Consider the following 18,132-nt stretch of genomic DNA (forward strand, 5'->3'; position numbering starts at 1 on the left):
GCCATCTTTATTAATGTGTTATGAATGTTCCTTCTTCAAGCTCCTTGAAAGCTTGATTAAGCTGTTCTCTTGTGTTCATTACAATGGGTCCTCCCCATGCTACAGGTTCTTTTAGAGGCTTTGCTGCATGCAGGAAAAATCTTATTTCACTGTCAGAAGCCTTTACTTTAAACTCATCACCTTCACCAAACAACAATGCTCTCCTGCTTTTAACAAGTTCTTCTGATGTGCCGAAAAAGCCTTCACCCTCGACTATATAAACAAACAAAGTATTATCACTGTCAATCTTCAAGTTCCATACAGCATTTGGTTTCAAAGAAACATCCAGATAAAGCATTTTTACATAATTGCCAAATACAGTGCTGGTATTTTCCTTATAATCACCTGAAATCACCCTTATTTCTGCATTGTTTTCATGAACAACCGGCACCATGTCATTTGTAATATCACAGTAAGCAGGTTCCGTCATTTTATCCTTTGCAGGAAGATTAAGCCATAGCTGAGTGCCAAGCATTCTGTCTGATGCCTGTGGCATTTCCTGATGCATTATTCCTCTTCCTGCAGTCATCCATTGACAACATCCGTCCTTTATGCTCCCTTTGTTCCCAAGGCTGTCACCATGTTCTATATCTCCATTTATAAGATATGTTATAGTCTCAATTCCTCTGTGCGGATGCCACGGAAATCCTTTGATGTAATCCTCCGGATTTGTTGAATCAAACGCATCAAGCATCAAAAACGGATCAAAATCCTCAACGTCCTTATGTCCTATTACCCTTACCAATCTTACTCCTGCACCATCGACAGCCCTGGCTCCTTCAACGGTCTTTTTAATCTCTCTTATCATGTCGCCTCCAAATTTTTCATTTTTATAAATGATACCCAATTACTGTGCAGATAAACAAAAACAGCATGCTATGCATGCTGTTGATTGTTAAATTATTGTTCCGCCGCCTATTACAATGTCTCCATCATAAAAAACAGCTGCCTGTCCGGGAGTTATTGCTCTTTGCTTATCTTTGAACTCCACAAGTATTTTATCATCATCAACAGGATGAAGAGTAGCCTCAGTTTCCATTTGGCTGTACCTTGTCTTCACCATTGCCTTCATTGGTGCAGTGAGTTTTTCTACAGCAATCATGTTAATGTCTGAAGCCGTCAACCTGTTTGAATACAAGTCTTTTTCGTCTCCAATGGTAACAGTGTTCATATTCTTGTTTTTGCTTACTACATAAGCAGGTTTTCCGAAAGCAACCCCAAGACCCTTTCTTTGTCCAACGGTGTAATGGATGATGCCCTGATGCTGTCCAATAACCTTACCTTCCATGTCAACGAAGTTTCCACGTGGGGATTCAACACCCATTATATTTTCAAGAAATCCGGCATAATCTCCGTCTTTAACAAAGCATATGTCCTGGCTGTCAGGCTTCCTTGCGTTTATGAGATCTCTTTCTTCTGCAATTTTTCGAACGTCTGTTTTGTACATTCCTCCAAGAGGCAGAAGCGTCCTGGACAAATCATGCTGAGAAAGAACGTAAAGGACGTAGCTTTGGTCCTTTGAAGCATCAACGGCTTTTTTAAGCAAATATCTTCCGCTTCCTTTGTCCAGTTCAATTTGTGCGTAATGACCAGTTGCTATATAATCTTTTTCCATTAAAATTGCTCTTTGGATAAGTTTTGAAAACTTTATATATCTATTGCAGTCTATGCACGGATTAGGCGTGTTTCCCATTTCATAGCTATGAGCAAACTTATGCATAACTTCTTCCTTGAATTTTTCTCCGAAGTTGAAAACAAAATGCTCTATACCAATCTTGTAGCATACCCTTCTTGCATCCTCCACATCCTCTAAGGAGCAGCAAGTTCTTGTTCTGCATGAGGTTTCTACATCTTCATTTGAAAAGAGTTTTAACGTAGCACCGCATATGTCGTAACCCTGGTCCCTCAAAAGTACTGCGGCAACTGAGCTGTCAACCCCGCCGCTCATGGCAACCATTACTTTTTTATTCATTAATATCTCCTATTCTAAAAAACAGGACATTTCTGTCCTGTTTAAAAGTTCTTTATTACATTATATAGCTGTATGTTTTTAATGTCAATTGTTAATCTTCCTCTTTGTCTTCTGCCTTCTTCTTATTTGTCTTTTCTATCAATGTGGAGAGAATTATTCCAACTTCAAACAAAAGAAGCATTGGAGCTGCCAACAGCGTCTGTGTTATTACATCAGGCGGCGTTAATATTGCAGCTACTACAAATATGGCAAGAATGAAGTATTTTCTGTTAGCCTTAAGGAACTCAACTTTAACTATTCTGAATTTTGTCAAAATTACCATTATTATTGGAAGCTCAAATATCAGTCCAAAGGACAACAATGTTCTTATAACGAAACTCAGATAATTTTCAAAGCTTATCATTTCCTGTATCTCATCAATCTGGAATCCCATGAAGAATCTGAGCATTATAGGCATAACTACCATGTAGGAAAAAACAATTCCGACTATAAAAAATATTCCGCCTACAAACAACGAAACGGCAATAGTTCTTTTTTCGTTCTTCTTAAGCCCCGGGCTTATAAACATCCATAACTGAAGAATCAAAAATGGTGCAGCTATGACAAATCCGCCTATTACAGCTATTTTCACATAGGACATCAGAAGCTCTGCAGGTGCTATAAAGACAAATTGGATTTCTGGAACTATTCCTATTATATCCTTGACTACAAACTCAGAAAAATTATAGCATCCCAAAATAGCAACCAATAGCACTATGCTTGAATAAACAAGCCTTTTTCTCAGTTCAGTCAGATGTTCGACCAGTGTTAAATTTTTTACATCTTCTACTTTTTCTTTTCTTCTTATCATAATTTACCTTCAAGTTAAGCTTGTATTTGCATAAAATATATTTTACCTTTATAGTCTATGTTTGTCAACAAAATATCATTTTAATTATTAGTATAATTCTTCCAGCGACTTAATTATGCAGTACAAAACATGATTGACCGGTGTTGGAATGTTAAGTTTTTTCCCAAGTTCAATAACTGTGCCTGCGAAATAATCAACTTCAGTCTTGCGTCTTGCTTCCACATCCTGTAGCATGGATGTCCTTCCTGAAGGAGAAAAATTATTCATTAATGTTACAAAGTCTTCTATGTCTTCTTCCCGAAGGTCAATATTTGAAGCTTTGGCTATTAATAGAACCTCCGTCATGGCTTCCCGGAAAAGAGTAAGGTTTGTACCTATTTTTGTCACTTTGCCGTAAGGGGCTTTCGTAACAGCCGTTACCTGGTTTACTCCGACATTCAGCATGAACTTTTTCCATATCATTCTGATCATGTCCGGAAATACAATGTTTTTAATTCCGGAATCGTTGAAGCATTCCTGCACTGCCTTCACTTCAGGAGACAATACTGTATTGTCGGCCTCACCGAAATGAATTTCACCGTCTTCTGTGTTTACAACTCCATTTTCAACTCTTTGGGCATCAATTTTCATGGACAGTCCATAGAGAACCTTGTTGTTTGGATATGCTGAATGAATTCTGGTTCTTGCAGTCACGCCGTTTAAAAATGTAATTAAAATAGTGTTGTCATCAATAAAACTTCTAACATCTTCTATGGCTTCCTCAAGCTGATAATTTTTTACGCAGAATATTAAAAGATCAAATTTTACATCAAGATCTCCCTTTGACAGCACATTTGTGTGAAATGTTTTTCCGTTTAAGGTGAACCCTTGTTTAAGCAGTCTTTCTTTTCGTGAAGCATCAGATATAACGGCAAAATTATTGCCGAAGTGATTGTTAAGTATATTGCCGTATACAGTTCCTACGGCTCCCATTCCTATTAAAGCAACATTTTCAATCTTCATATTAAACTCCCTTTGCTGATATTTAATATATTATAATCAAATTAGCAACATATGGCAATCGTTTTAAGGTTAATTAAAAATTTAACTTTCTCTATAAATATTAAAGCAGCGAATCTTTCAATAATGAAAGTTCGCTGCTAGATAGCTATATATTTTGTTCAAGCATTTCAAGCACGTAGTTTGGAAGTGCAAATGCTCCTTTGTGAAGAGCACTGTTGTAGTACTTTGTTTTTATAAGGAGCTTGTTCCATGCTTCTTCATCCATATGGTTTATGGGGTCGTACTTCTTTGAAGCAAACCCAAACAGCCAGTGACCTGAGCCATAAGTAGGAATATGTGCCTGGTATACTTTAGCCACAGGGAACACCTTCTTGATTTTTTCGTGAGCACGCTGCATTGCCGCTGCTTCCCTTGCATAGTATGGGCTTTCATGCTGATTCACAAGAATTCCATCTTCTTTCAGAGCCTTGAAACAATTTTCGTAAAAATCAACCGTAAAAAGTTCCATTCCCGGGCCAACAGGATCTGTTGAATCTACTATTATCAGGTCATATTCATTTTCTTTGGTCTTTACAAACTTCAAACCATCCTCGAAATATAAATTGACTTTTTCATGGCTCAATTTACATGCTGTTTGTGGAATATGGTCCACACACACATCAACAACCATTTTGTCGATTTCAACCATGTCTATTCTTTCAACCGTATTGTAGCGTGTGAGTTCCCTTACTGTTCCTCCGTCTCCTGCTCCGATTACAAGAATTTTTTTAATGTTTGGATTAACGGACATGGGTACATGTGTTATCATTTCATGATATACGAACTCATCCTTTTCAGTGAGCATAATATATCCGTCTATAACCAGCACTTTCCCAAACTCCGGAGTTTGGAAAACATCAATTTTTTGAAAATCGCTCTGCACGCTTTCAATCTGTTCGTCCACCCTGATGGTGAATCTTACATCTTTAGTGTGCTCTTCTGTAAACCATAATTCCATTTATTTATCCTCCTGAAAAATATTCATTCCGCTGAAAATTTCAATCATTTCTTTCCTCAAGCTGTCTGAAATTTCAAGCCTTTTCTTAGGAGCAAGCTCATTGACATCCTTGTTAAAAAGATAGTTCTGCAAATCAATGTCCTTTATGAGCATCTTTGTATGAAATGTATTTGACTGAAACACATTTATATCTATGGCGTCATACTTTTTCAAAGTTTCCTTGTCAATATAATCCTGAATAGATTTTATATCGTGGTCTATGAAAAACTTTTTGCCTGAAACATCTCTTGTAAAACCTCTGACACGGTAATCTATTGTGATTATATCAGAATCAAAACTGTCAATAAGATAATCCAATGCATTAAGAGGTGAAATCTGCCCGCACGTAGAAACATCTATGTCAACTCGGAATGTTGATATGGCATTTTCAGGATGATGCTCCGGGTAAGAATGAACGGTTACATGACTTTTGTCCAAATGGGCATGTATTGTTTCATGCTCCAATTTCTTCTTTTCTCCGATGATACCTTGATTACATGATTCATCTATTTCTTCCGGGGTCAATGCTCCTTCCGCAATCAGAATATTAACCGAAGCGCCTTGAGGATCATAGTCCTGCTTGGAAATATTCAGAATGTGTGCTCCTATAACATCCGTTACATTGCACAATATTTTCGTAAGCCTTTCAGAATTATATTGCTCATCAATATATTCTATATACTCCTTTTGTTCTCTCTCGCTTTTGGCATAGCAAACATCGTAAATGTTAAAGCTAAGAGATTTAGTAAGATTATTAAAGCCATACAATGCCAGCTTTTTTTCCAACCCTAACACCACTACCTTTCTTTTTTCAATTTACCTAAAATATTCCAAAGAATAATATTCTTTAGAATTAATTATTACATTATAAACTATTGTTTTTAGTATAGCAATATTTTTGTTTATGCTAATTTAATCTGACTTACATTTTATAGTGGATATCCTTTATTTGCAAAAAAAACGTCCGAAAGGACGTCAGCTTGATGACAAATTATATATAGAACGTTGTCATTCTGAGAGCGCAGCTCGAAGAATCTCATGTTTTCAATAAAGATGAGATCCTTCACTATCGTTCAGGATGACAGCGTCAGGGTTTGTCAATAGTCTGACGTCCGAAAAGACGTTATATTAGGTTTTTCCCAAATTCCCTGCATCTTTCAAGTGAATCAGAATCCGGGTTCCAAAGTTCTTTTATTCCTTCAGAAACCACTTCAAATTTTGCTTCCTTAAGTTCATCATAGATGATTTTCACTGATTCGCCGCTCCAGCCGTAGGAACCGAACGCTGCAGCCTTCTTTCCCGTAAACTTGAGGCCTTTAATCATCTCAAGAATACCTGCCGTTGCAGATAAAATACCATTATTTATTGTAGAGGAACCCACCAGAATCATTTTCGATTTGAAAATTTCCGTAACTATGTCATTTTTATCCCTCTTTGCACAGTTATACAATTTCACATTCACAGACGGATCCTTTGCTCTTATTCCTTCAGCAATTGCTTCTGCCATTCTGCGGGTTGCGTTCCACATGGTATCATAAATTATTGTAACTTGATTTTCCTGGTATGAATCAGCCCACTCCAGGTACTTTTCAGCAATCTGCAGAGGATTATCTCTCCATATTATCCCGTGGCTGGGGCAAATCATGTTCACAGGGATTTTCATATTAAGCACTTCATTGATTTTAGCAGTTACAAACTTAGAAAAAGGTGTCAGGATATTTGCATAGTATTTTATGGCTTCATCATAAAGTTCATCCTGATCAACAAGATTGTTGTACATGAGCTCAGAAGCATAGTGCTGACCGAATGCATCGTTGCTGAACAAAATGTTTTCACCAGACATGTACGTCATCATTGAATCAGGCCAGTGAAGCATTCTTGCCTCCACAAACACAAGCTTGTTTTTTCCTATGTCCAGAGTGTCCCCGGTTTTAACTTCAACAAAATTAAAATCCTTGTGGTGGAGTCCCTTGATTATTTTTGCTCCGTTTTTTGTGCAGTATACAGGAGTGTTGGGTATTTCCTTCATGAGTTCAAGAAGAGCACCTGCATGGTCAACTTCTGAATGATTCATTATTATGTAATCAATTTTGTCCAGCTCAATTTCCTTTTTTAGGTTATTAACAAACTCTTTTGCATATGGTTCCCATACTGTATCTATGAGCACTGTTTTTTCGTCTCTTATTAAATATGAATTGTATGATGAGCCTTTGTGTGTTGAATATTCATCGCCATGAAAGCGATTAAGTTCCCAGTCTATTTTTCCGACCCAGTCTACTTTATCAGTTATTTTAAACATATTTCCTCCTTATAATTTCAAGGAAGAACCTCCTGTAAAAGGAGATTCTTCCCATAATTTTTATCCTATTTCCTGAGCAAATTTTGTGTTGTTTGGTTTAGGAGTTAATGTGACAAAAATGGATAGGTCTTCTTCAACACTTGGTATTCCAAAGGATTCCTTTCCCTTGGCAAGAACTGCCGAGCCTTTTTGGATCTTCTGAACTTCCTCTCCAACCTGCACTTCACCTTTTCCTTGAATAACTATGAATATCAAATCTGAATTTTCATGCTGGTGGTTTGGAAGTGACTGTCCTGGCTTAAAGTTAAGAACAAAGCTCAATACATTTTCATCTTCAAATACTATTTTTTTAGTAAACTGATTGTCGTTAAAAACAATGCTGCTTTCCGTATTTCTATAATTCATGTTTTCCTCCAGATATTTTTTCTTATTATCTGCAATAAACATGAAATTATTTTTTAAGCCAGGTATTTCTTCTCCAGATTTTCTAACATATCAATATAATGTTTCTGTATTCCTTGTTTTTCTGCTTCATTTTCAAATTCTTCAGACTTTTTGTTTATTTCTTCCATCACATCTGCAGGAAGATTGTTTTCTCCAAACTTGTATACTGCATCATTTTCTTTGTTTATGTGTCTTGTAAGAAGAGAAGCATATCCAATGGCGTTGCTTATTACATCAAGCTTGCTTTCTTCGTCTCCGTTTTTTACTCTGTGAAGTGCTTCTGTAAGATCATTCATGTAAAGTCTTCCGTAATCATGCTCAACCAGCATTCCATGAGTGATCAGATTTTCTCCCAGCTTTCCAAGTTTAAGCTGCATTTCCTTGAAAAGAAACTTTTCTTCCTTTCCATGGTGATGGGCATCTGCATATTTCCTTACGAAATCAATCATGTTGTTGAAATCATCATAATTTATTTCTCCGCCATTTAAGATGTTCATGCATGCCTTACGGACAACCTTTAGCATTCTGAGTATATTGTCATGTTCCTTTACCATTAATTCAACACTGTTCATTTTTACCTCCTGGAAATTTTACTTGTTGTTTCGTCTATTTTCTCATAATTTAAATTTGCTTTTTCAACCAGTCCTTTTATGAATTCATCTCTCAATGAATAATATACGGCAATGTCTCCTTTTGCAGCTTCCCAGAATCTGCTGTGTACGCATTCATATCTTTTCCAAACTGCTTCATTTTCATCCTGCGATATAACCCCTAATGCATGGTCGCAGGGCATTCCGTCAAGAAGTGTGTCATTAATTGATTTAAATGCTTCTTCAACTGATGAATTTTCATTTAGTGCAGAAGCTTTCACTCCGTTGTTGTAGAAAATGTCCTTCAATGTTTTTATTGAATCTGAATTCTTATTGATTATTTGGGTTACTGAAATCGCCAGTTTGTTTTCAACCTTTATGATTTGATCCTGAAGCCAGCCATGAATGTTTGATGTGTCTATAACCTGATCAAGTTCTTTTAAGTCCCCGTCACCAAACTCACTGTAGAGATCTTTTCTAAGATTTAATCCTTTTTCTTCTGAGAAATCCAGTATTTCTTCAACTATGTTGTTTTGAATTTTAATTTTATTGTACAGCCAAAAGTGTATTGGCCCTAAAAATGCGCTCATACTTCCTCCAATTTTTCCTATTTATAATAATGAGCATGAATTAATCATGCTCAGATTATTATCAAACCCTATTCTGTAAATTGTAGGGGCGGATCTTGTATCCGCCCGCGGGAGGGCAGTAACCATCCCCTACATATAATTATTCTGCTGATTTAAGGTAATTATTCAGCTGATTTAGTAAATCATCAACATTGAAACCGTGAACCATTGCTGCTTCTTCAATTGTTTCCATTTGTGAAGAAGGGCAGCCCAGGCAGTGCATGCCGGCGTTCATCAATATTTCTGCAAGTCCTCTGTCCATCTGAAGAACTTCGCCTATATACATTCCTTTTGTAACTTCTTTCATATAGTCTCCTTTTCCGTTTATTAATTATAATTTGCCCATTTGACAATTAATTATTAACTCATCACTCTTAATTCTTAATTTTTATTTATTATCCTAAAAATATTTTCAAATCATCTTCAACAGTTCCTATTCCAGCTATTCCGAATGTATCAACCAATACTTTAGCTACGTTTGGTGAAAGGAATGCAGGAAGTGTAGGTCCTAAATGAATGTTCTTAACTCCCAGGTACAACAGTGAAAGAAGAACTATAACTGCTTTTTGCTCATACCATGCAATGTTGTAAGCTATAGGAAGCTCATTAACATCGTCAAGTCCGAACACTTCTTTCAGTTTAAGTGCAATCAATGCCAATGAATATGAGTCGTTGCATTGTCCTGCATCAAGAACTCTTGGAATTCCACCGATATCTCCTAAATCTAACTTGTTGTACTTGTATTTAGCACAGCCTGCTGTCAATATTACAGCATCCTTTGGAAGTGCCTGTGCAAATTCAGTGTAGTAGTTTCTTGATTTTGCTCTTCCGTCACATCCTGCCATAACGAAGAACTTCTTGATTGCTCCTGATTTAACTGCATCAATAACTTTATCAGCCAGTGCAAATACCTGTTCGTGAGCAAATCCTCCGATTATTGATCCTGTTTCAATTTCTGTAGGAGCAGGGCATTTCTTTGCAAGTTCGATGATTTCTGAGAAATCCTTCTTGTCTCCTGAGAAGCCTTCAAAGTGTTTGCATCCTGGATATCCTGCAGCTCCTGTTGTGAACAATCTGTCCTTGTAGCTGTCTTTAGGAGGAACTATACAGTTTGTAGTCATAAGAATTGGTCCGTTGAATGACTCGAATTCTTCTTTTTGTTTCCACCATGCATTTCCGTAGTTTCCTACTAAGTGTTTGTATTTTTTCAAATGTGGATAGTAGTGAGCTGGAAGCATTTCTGAATGTGTGTAAACATCAACTCCGGTGCCTTCAGTCTGAATTAAAAGTGCTTCAAGGTCTTTAAGGTCATGGCCTGAAACAAGGATTCCAGGGTTTGTTCCAACACCAATGTTTACCTTTGTAATTTCAGGGTTGCCGTATGTGGTTGTGTTAGCCTTGTCCAAAAGTGCCATTCCATTTACGCCGAATTTTCCTGTTTCCATTGTAAGTGCAACAAGTTCATCAGCTGTCAATGTATTGTCAAGGAGTTTAGCCAAAGTTTCCTGCATGAAGGCATTTACTGAAACATCGTTGAATCCTAAAGCATTTGCATGCTTAACGTATGCTGACATACCTTTTAATCCGTAAGTGATGAGTTCTCTTAAGCTTCTTACATCTTCATTTTCAGTTGCAAGTACACCAACTGTCATTGCTTTTTTGTCAAACTCATTTTCATCTTCTGATGTCCATAAAGCAGCTTCGCTTAAGTTTTCTTTATTTGTTAATTTATTTAATAAGTCATTTTTAACTTTTAATGTCATTTTTACTCTGTCATAAAATACATCATCATCAAAGTTTGCATTTGTGATTGTTGTAAACAAGTTCAATGTAATCAGGAAATCTACATCTGATTCAATTTCTTTTCCTTCTTTTCTTAATCTTGTAGTTACTTCAGATAATCCTTTTGATGTATATATAAGTAGGTCTTGCATTCTTGCTGTTTCAGGTTTCTTTCCGCATACTCCGACTTTTGTACAGCCTGTGCATCCGGCAGTTTCTTGACATTGATAACAAAACATTGCATTTTCCATTTTTTAATTCCTCCAGATTTTTTTAGTTTGTTTGTAGGTACATCATAAAATAAAACCAGCACTTTTTCTGTAACATATGTTACCAACATAAAATTTTTACCTTTACCGATAATTTTATACCCTGATTTATTTGAGCTAATCTTTTTTCTTCATATTAGTAATTATTAAATGTATTCAAGCTTGACACCCGCAGAGTTTTAATGTATGTTTTATTTACTAATCAAATGAATATTGGAGGTATTTATGGAATTCAAACATGAAAAAAGCAGAATATTCCTTAACAACGAAGAAGGAAAAACAATTGCGGAAGTAACATTTCCGGAAACTTCTGATAACACTGTAGACATAAACCATACATTCGTGGATGGCTCTTTGAGAGGACAGGGCGTAGCAGATAAACTTCTGTCGGAACTGGCTCAGGAACTTAAAAGCAAAAATAAAAAAGCAGTTGCAACCTGCTCTTACGCTGTGGGCTGGTTTGAAAAGCATCCTGAATATGAGGATTTGTTAAAATAAGATACGATTAATATTTTTGATTAAAAAAGGCTTTGTACAAAAACATAAAGTATTTGGCATTGTCATTCTGAGAGCTTGCTCGAAGAATCTCATGTTTTTAACAAAGATGAGATCCTTCACTATCGTTCAGGATGACACCTTCGGGATTAGTCAATAGTCAAAGGCTTTGTGCATGCACAAAGCCTTCGTTTTTAATTCTTAATTCTTAATTGTTACAGACAGCCTTGTGAGAAATCCGGATGACACACAATTTCAACTTCCTCGCCGGATATTAATCTTGCAACATGTTCATCGATTTCTTCAGGAGTTATGTTTGGAGCAAATCTTCCTACAACTTCTCCATCCTTGTCAATTAAAAATTTTGTAAAGTTCCATCTGATATCATCATCTGCTATGCCCGGTGTGTACTGAGCAACTTTTTCATAAAAATCTAAAGTTTCCTTGTTTCTATATTCAACAGCTGCAGTCTTCAAATATTTATACAATGGTTCTTGATTTTCGCCATTAACTTCAATTTTTGAAAACTGTTTGAAATCAACTCCAAAGTTCAACCTGCAAAAACCAACTATTTCTTCATTGGTTCCCGGTGCCTGACCTAAAAACTGATTGCTTGGAAAGTCGAGGATTTCGAAACCGTCATTTTTATATTTACCATATAGCTTTTCCAGTCCATCGTATTGCTTTGTAAAGCCGCATCCTGTTGCACCGTTTACAACAAGCAATACTTTTCCTTCATATTCTGATAAAGATACTTCTTTATCTTCTGCATCTTTTACTTTAAAATCATATATTTTCATTTATTCCTCCTAAAATTTAAGTACATTTATTATGATTCTTATATACCCGTTTTCTTGACACTTAAGCAACAAATTTATATTTTATGATTCGACCTCTTCAACATCGTTGAAACAGTACGAAATTTCTGTTATACTGAATTTATATGGAAACATTTGACTGAAGATTTCTGCAGTGTTTATTATAAATGCAAAATTTCTATAAGGAGATGATATTTTGAAAACAATTTTGAAAAACGGAAAGTTTTATGTTGAAAAAAATGTTTTTAAAGAAGCAGTGCTGATTGAAGACGACATTATTAAACAAGTAGGCTCACATGAAGATATACTTAAAAACAGTGCAGACAAAATAATAGATCTTGATGGCAAGACTGTAATTCCTGGTTTAAACGACAGCCACATGCATATTTCACTTGTTGGAGATGCTATGACTTCATGCAATTTGACATTTGCAAAATCAATTGATGAAATAATTAGTATCGGCAAAAACTTCATCCGTTTAAATCCTGGTCTCAAGGCACTCAAGGGAAGAGGATGGAATCAGGATAATTTTCAAGAAGGAGAAAAACGAAATTTAAACCGCTTTGATCTTGATAAAATTTCAACTGACATTCCGGTTGTGTTCGAAAGAGTTTGCAGCCATATAGTATCAGGCAACACAAAAGCATTGGAAGTTCTTGGAGTTGACGAAAACACATTTGTTGACGGAGGAGTGGTTGAACTTGGACCTGACGGCAAACCAAACGGAGTGTTCAACGAAAATGCAACACGTTTAATTAAGGAGGCAATTCCTAAAAAAGAAATTCAAGACAAAGAAAATGAATTTTTGAAAGCTGTGTCTTATGCAGTAAGCATGGGGCTAACATCCATTCAATCCTGTGACATAATGGAATCAGACTTTCAAATTATGTTTGACTTAATCAGCAGCATTTATAAAAATAAAAAAACGAAACTCAGGTATAGTCATCAGTTTAATTTTCAGAAAATTGAGGACTTTGAAAAATATCTGGATACAGAATTTAAAACAGGTGTATATGATGAAAAATACCTTTCCAGAGGTGCTTTAAAGCTTTTCAAGGATGGTTCCTTGGGTGGAAGAACAGCTTTGATGATAAACCCATACTTTGATGCTCCTGACACAAAGGGAGTTGCAGCTTTAAGCGATGAACAACTCAATAATTTGTGTGATTTAGCTTCAAAAAACAACATAAGGGTAGTAACCCACGCCATAGGAGACGGTGCAGTTGAAAGCGTCATAAATGCATATGAAAAAACAATGAAAGGCTTGAAAAATCCACTTCGCCACGGCATTGTTCACTGCCAGATTACAAGCATGGAACAGCTTAGAAGAATTGCAAATCTTAACATACCTGTAATGTACCAACCTATATTTTTGGATTGCGACTTGAAAGTTGTTGAATCAAGAGTCGGAAAAGAATTGGCCTCCACATCATATGCCTTTAACACGCTTAAAAATCTTGGAGCAGCAATAAGTTTCGGAACAGACTCCCCTGTTGAAGATTTAAATCCATTTAACAACATATACTGCGCAGTAACAAGGCAGGGAATGGACTTGAAACCTGAGGGAGGATTTAATCCGGTTGAAAAAATGGACGTTTGTGATTGTGTTGATGCATATACTATTGGCAGTGCATTTAATGAATTTAAGGAATTCTCAAAGGGAAGAATCAAGGAAGGCTTTCTTGCCGACCTGGTTGTTATAGACAGAGACATTTTCACTGTAGATCACAATGAAATAAAAGATATAAGAGCAGAAAAAACAATGATAGGCGGAGAATTTGTATTTGAAAGAAGCTAGCTAAATGAAAAAAACAAAGCATCCCAGATGCTCATAATATTGACACCACCGTAGGGGCGGACCTCGTGTCCGCCCGGGGCAATTAATTCATTTAATGACTTTGCCTTCAGCCTAAGCATCCCAGATGCTTTATTTTTATGTCCATGTTAGATTTTCAAGCTTCATATGATTTTTGTACCACTGGTCATTTTTCAGAAGCATTTCAGGTGTTCCAATATTTTTTACCCTTCCTGCTTCAAGTATTACAATTTTGTCTGATGCTGCCATTGATGACAGGCGGTGGGATATTGTGAGTATTGTTCTGTTTTCACATGCTTTTTCAAGAACAGAAACTATTTTTTCTTCAGTTACCTGATCAAGATTTGCTGTAATTTCATCAAGTATCAATATGGGAGGATTATTTACCAGTGCTCTTGCTATAGACAAAAGCTGTCTTTGGCCCTGGGAAAAAATATTTTCATTTTGAACAACAGTGCTGCATCCTTGTTCGAATCCCTCCACATATTCCAGTAGTCCTACCATGTTCAAGGCATTTTTTATCTGATCCATTGTAATGTCACTGTCTCCAAGGCTTACCTGATCTGCAACAGTTCCCTTTATCATATGAAAGTTCTGCTCAACATAACCAAATATTTTCCTCTTGTCTTTGTTTTGTATTTGAAAAACATCTGTTCCATTAATTGTGATGCTTCCTTCAGTAGGTTTCAACAGACCGACAATCAGCTTAAAAAGAGTGGACTTTCCAACCCCTGTTCTTCCAGTGAATGTTACTTTTTCAAAAGAATTAATTTGAAAGTTAATGTCTTTTAAAACTTCATTTCCTTTGTCATAGGCAAATGATACATTGTTGAATCTTATATCAACGTTGTTTATATCAAAATTAAATATTTCTTTTGTTTCTTTTATGTCTTCCTCTTCTCTTAAAAATTCGTCGACCCTTTTAACGCCGGACAATGATTTTTGTATGCTTTGAAGCTCCATTCCCAGATTTTCCACAGGTGTGAACAGACTGGATATTAAATCTATGCTTGCTGCTGCCATACCTACGGAAATACCTAGATAATCAAGTTCCTTAGAACACATAACTGCAATAAAAGCAATAACTGCAGCACGGATTATCCTAATTATTGGTGAAAATATTGAATCATAAAAGTTTACCTTTTCCAGGGTTTCATAATTGTTTTCAAGTATTAAGCCATACTTGTCTTCCATGTAACTTTCTTTGGAAAATGACTTTATCATGAAGATGTTTTTGAAGCTTTCAGCAATATGGTTGTTGACTTCCCCCACCTGCTTCCTGTTTTCAATTTGAGCCCCCAGCATTTTCTTTTGAAAAAATCTAGTTATAAAATAAATTACCGGCAACAGCAAGAGGGCTATTATTCCAAGGCCTCTGCTTAAATAAAAAACAGAAATCAGCACTCCGATTATTTTAAACAAATCTATAGCCATTCCGGCTATTCCTGAAGTAAACATTGAACTTACTGCATCCACATCATTTATTAATCTAGAAGATATTTGTCCGGATTCATTTTTTGAAAAATAAGAAGCGCTGATTTTTTCAAGTTTTTCCATCATCAAAAGACGAATATCCGTGGTTATATTCTGACCCAACACTGTCAGAACTGCTTCCCTAAAAAAATTAACAACACCTGTAGCAAAAATAACCATTACATAAATAACTGCCGTAAAAATAAGTTTGTCTTCAGTTTTCAGCGTAAAATTGTAATCTATCAATTTTTTCATCAGCAAAGGAGGAACGACATTTAAAATTGTTGCAGCAGCAACAAGCAACAAAAGCAATGCTATGTAGATTTTGTTTTTCTTTGCAGTGCCAATAACTGAATTTTTCACATTATATTTTTTCATTGTCATCACCTGCAGCACTTTGTAAATTGTATATTTCCTTGTATATGGGATTGTTCTTCATCATATTCTCATGGGTTGAAAATTCATAAGATTTGTCTTTGTTCATAAACAGCACATTATTAGTTTTTTCAAAAATGGCAATCCTGTGAGAAATTAAAATAATTAGGCTGTCCTGATATTTTGCTTTAATGTTTTCAATTATTTTTTCTTCCGTCTTCATGTCAACGGCCGAAAAAGGGTCATCCAGTATGATAATTTTATTTTTGTTTATAAGAGTTCTTGCCAGAGCTATTCTTCCCTGCTGCCCTCCGCTTAACCTTATTCCTCCGTTGCCCACTCTTGTATTTTGTCCCTCTGACATTTCAATCATGTCCTGATCGAAGCATACATCTTTTAAAACTTCTTCAATTTCCACTTTGATTCCAAGGGTTATGTTGTTGTATATGGTGTCTGACAAAAGCTGTGGCTTGTGGCTCAAATATGATATCATTTCACTTCTCTCCGGTGCAGAATAGTCCTTTAATTCCCTTCCATTAATCTTGATGCTCCCACCGTATGAATAAAGGCCCAGAAATGCTATTCCAAGAGTAGATTTTCCGCATGCAACAGGCCCTGTTATACCTATTATTTCTCCTTGTCTTCCTTCAAATGTAATATTCTCAATTATATTCTCTTCAGTTCCCGGATATCTGAAAAATAATTTATCAACAGTCAATGTTATATTTTCTTTTGTTGTGAACATCTTCTTTTCATCTTGTTTATATTCTGTCAGATAATCTTTTATTCTGTTCCATGAAGGCCGTGATTTTTGAACTGTATTGAAGAGTTTTGCTGCCTTGCTTGCTTTTATGGCCAAATCTCCGAACATTGCAGCATATGCAGTAAAAGTTCCAATTGTCCAGCTACCTCTTATAACCATATTTCCACCCATGTAAATTACAATAATAATTCCTGACATGGCTATGGCATTATAAATTGGATGCATGGAATTTTCAAGGAGATTAGCTTTAACAGTCTTGTTCTTAAGGTCATTTATTTCTTTTTCATAATTTTTTCTGTTTGTTTCTTCCATGCCGCTTATTCTGAAAAGCATTGCATTTTCAATCGTGCTGTAAGTAACTTCAGCAACCTCACTGCTTTTTTTTCTATAATCCATAGAATACTTGTATATTTTAACTTTAAGTTTTTCGGCAAGAAGCATTGCTACAGGTATAAATACAATTGATAACAATGTTAATTTTACATCATAAAAAAGCATGGATACAAAATACGCTGCCATCATTACACCGGTGTCAAAAACCTCGGTTGTAAACTTACGCATTCCTTCCACACAAAATTCCACATCGGATACAGCTCTTGTCATTAGGTTTCCTGCATTTTCTTTGTCCAGCTTTTCAGCAGTTTCATGCATTATGTTATTGTAAATCATAAAGCGCATTACAGCACTGGTGCGGTTGGCAAAACGCCGTATGTAAAAACGTTTGAAGTATCTGAAAATCTGTATGACCGCAATTATTGATATAAATTTAACAGAAGAAAAAATTACTTGTTCCAATTTTCCGTCTGCAATGGAATCTATGAGTTTTCCTTGGAATACAGGACCCAAAACCATTGATACATTGTAGGCAAGTCCAAAAATTAAGATGCACGTGACAGCAAATTTTTCTTTTTTCCAATAATTAATCAGCTTGTTTGGTTCTTTCATTGGTTCAATTTTAATTTTACTCATATTATGGCCTCTCTTATGTATAAATGAATAATATCACAGTGTAATGTTTATTACAACTTTTATTGCATATGAAATATTGTTATGAAATTCTCATGATTTGTACAAAAATTTAGTCAATTAACCATTTTATTCATCATAATAGATACATAAAACACTCAGAAACAGCAACATATGTTTAATGAAACGATAAAATATTGAAAAATGTGGAATTTGAAAACCATTTCGCAAATCTATTTGTAAGGGGCAAATGTTATTTAATTAACTTTCTGTTAAATAAATGTAAAATATAATATTTTTTTATGGAAAAATTTTAATTCCCTGCTTTTTGAAAGATAAAAACCAACATACTAATTAATTATTATGAAGTTTTTTTCATTATATTATAATTGAACACTGCTGTATTATATGCTATAATCTAAAAGCAAACGTTATTTATTGTTTGTTTTCTCAAAACATACGGGAGGAACTATGATGCAGTTACACTTTTGAGAATAGACAAAATTATGCGGAA

17 protein-coding genes are annotated in these 18,132 nt (G+C 35.5%); 2 read left to right on the forward strand and 15 right to left on the reverse strand.

What is annotated here, in order from left to right:
• Window positions 1-10 precede the first annotated feature (10 nt).
• The 12 genes from LY60_RS13955 to hcp all read right to left on the reverse strand — a co-directional run bounded on the left by LY60_RS13955 (window position 11) and on the right by hcp (window position 10,894).
• Complete coding sequence (locus tag LY60_RS13955) at window positions 11-847, reverse strand: pirin family protein (protein WP_145085098.1); 837 nt, start codon at window positions 845-847, stop codon at window positions 11-13.
• A gap of 87 nt (window positions 848-934) precedes the next feature.
• The gene (gene mnmA / locus LY60_RS13960; RefSeq protein WP_145085101.1) at window positions 935-2,011 is read right to left on the reverse strand and encodes a tRNA 2-thiouridine(34) synthase MnmA; all 1,077 of its coding nucleotides are present in this window, start codon (window positions 2,009-2,011) and stop codon (window positions 935-937) included.
• Window positions 2,012-2,102: 91 nt separating this feature from the next.
• Window positions 2,103-2,861, reverse strand: coding sequence for a twin-arginine translocase subunit TatC (gene tatC, locus LY60_RS13965; protein ID WP_145085104.1), 759 nt, complete (start codon window positions 2,859-2,861; stop codon window positions 2,103-2,105).
• Window positions 2,862-2,948: 87 nt separating this feature from the next.
• Window positions 2,949-3,863 carry a ketopantoate reductase family protein gene (locus LY60_RS13970; protein WP_145085107.1) on the reverse strand — a complete coding sequence of 305 codons (915 nt, stop codon included), beginning with the start codon at window positions 3,861-3,863 and terminating at the stop codon, window positions 2,949-2,951.
• Window positions 3,864-4,008: 145 nt separating this feature from the next.
• On the reverse strand, window positions 4,009-4,860 hold the full coding sequence (speE, locus tag LY60_RS13975; RefSeq protein WP_145085110.1) for a polyamine aminopropyltransferase: 852 nt from the start codon (window positions 4,858-4,860) through the stop codon (window positions 4,009-4,011).
• Entirely contained in the window at window positions 4,861-5,697 is an 837-nt protein-coding gene (gene speD / locus LY60_RS13980; protein WP_212633492.1) for an adenosylmethionine decarboxylase, read from the reverse strand.
• Between the two features lie 325 nt (window positions 5,698-6,022).
• Entirely contained in the window at window positions 6,023-7,198 is a 1,176-nt protein-coding gene (locus tag LY60_RS13985; protein WP_145085116.1) for an anaerobic nitric oxide reductase flavorubredoxin, read from the reverse strand.
• Between the two features lie 60 nt (window positions 7,199-7,258).
• Complete coding sequence (locus tag LY60_RS13990) at window positions 7,259-7,603, reverse strand: cupin domain-containing protein (protein WP_170226243.1); 345 nt, start codon at window positions 7,601-7,603, stop codon at window positions 7,259-7,261.
• A gap of 53 nt (window positions 7,604-7,656) precedes the next feature.
• Window positions 7,657-8,214 (reverse strand): hemerythrin domain-containing protein, encoded by a 558-nt coding sequence (locus LY60_RS13995; protein ID WP_145085122.1) that lies wholly within the window; start codon window positions 8,212-8,214, stop codon window positions 7,657-7,659.
• A gap of 2 nt (window positions 8,215-8,216) precedes the next feature.
• Entirely contained in the window at window positions 8,217-8,822 is a 606-nt protein-coding gene (locus tag LY60_RS14000; RefSeq protein ID WP_145085125.1) for a hypothetical protein, read from the reverse strand.
• A 139-nt stretch (window positions 8,823-8,961) separates the two neighbouring features.
• On the reverse strand, window positions 8,962-9,168 hold the full coding sequence (locus tag LY60_RS14005; RefSeq protein ID WP_019229849.1) for a DUF1858 domain-containing protein: 207 nt from the start codon (window positions 9,166-9,168) through the stop codon (window positions 8,962-8,964).
• An 88-nt stretch (window positions 9,169-9,256) separates the two neighbouring features.
• Window positions 9,257-10,894, reverse strand: coding sequence for a hydroxylamine reductase (gene hcp / locus LY60_RS14010; protein ID WP_145085128.1), 1,638 nt, complete (start codon window positions 10,892-10,894; stop codon window positions 9,257-9,259).
• Window positions 10,895-11,137: 243 nt separating this feature from the next.
• Between hcp and LY60_RS14015 the strand changes: the two genes are divergently transcribed.
• Complete coding sequence (locus tag LY60_RS14015; RefSeq protein WP_145085131.1) at window positions 11,138-11,410, forward strand: GNAT family N-acetyltransferase; 273 nt, start codon at window positions 11,138-11,140, stop codon at window positions 11,408-11,410.
• Window positions 11,411-11,622: 212 nt separating this feature from the next.
• On the opposite strand, the gene LY60_RS14020 is transcribed toward LY60_RS14015, so the two are convergent.
• Window positions 11,623-12,207 carry a glutathione peroxidase gene (locus LY60_RS14020; RefSeq protein WP_145085134.1) on the reverse strand — a complete coding sequence of 195 codons (585 nt, stop codon included), beginning with the start codon at window positions 12,205-12,207 and terminating at the stop codon, window positions 11,623-11,625.
• A 214-nt stretch (window positions 12,208-12,421) separates the two neighbouring features.
• On the opposite strand from LY60_RS14020, the gene LY60_RS14025 reads away from it, so the two are divergent.
• A complete protein-coding gene (locus LY60_RS14025) occupies window positions 12,422-14,023 on the forward strand; it encodes an amidohydrolase (protein WP_145085136.1) in 1,602 nt (533 codons plus the stop codon).
• Between the two features lie 135 nt (window positions 14,024-14,158).
• Here the strand turns inward: LY60_RS14025 and LY60_RS14030 are convergent, their stop codons facing one another.
• On the reverse strand, window positions 14,159-15,892 hold the full coding sequence (locus tag LY60_RS14030; protein ID WP_145085138.1) for an ABC transporter ATP-binding protein: 1,734 nt from the start codon (window positions 15,890-15,892) through the stop codon (window positions 14,159-14,161).
• Window positions 15,879-17,621, reverse strand: a complete 1,743-nt coding sequence (locus tag LY60_RS14035; RefSeq protein WP_145085141.1) for an ABC transporter ATP-binding protein — start codon at window positions 17,619-17,621, stop codon at window positions 15,879-15,881. Before LY60_RS14035 ends, LY60_RS14030 begins: the two co-directional genes overlap by 14 nt.
• Window positions 17,622-18,132: the final 511 nt, after the last annotated feature.

Source organism: Sedimentibacter saalensis (assembly GCF_007830175.1).
Classification (GTDB): Bacteria; Bacillota; Clostridia; order Tissierellales; family Sedimentibacteraceae; genus Sedimentibacter; species Sedimentibacter saalensis.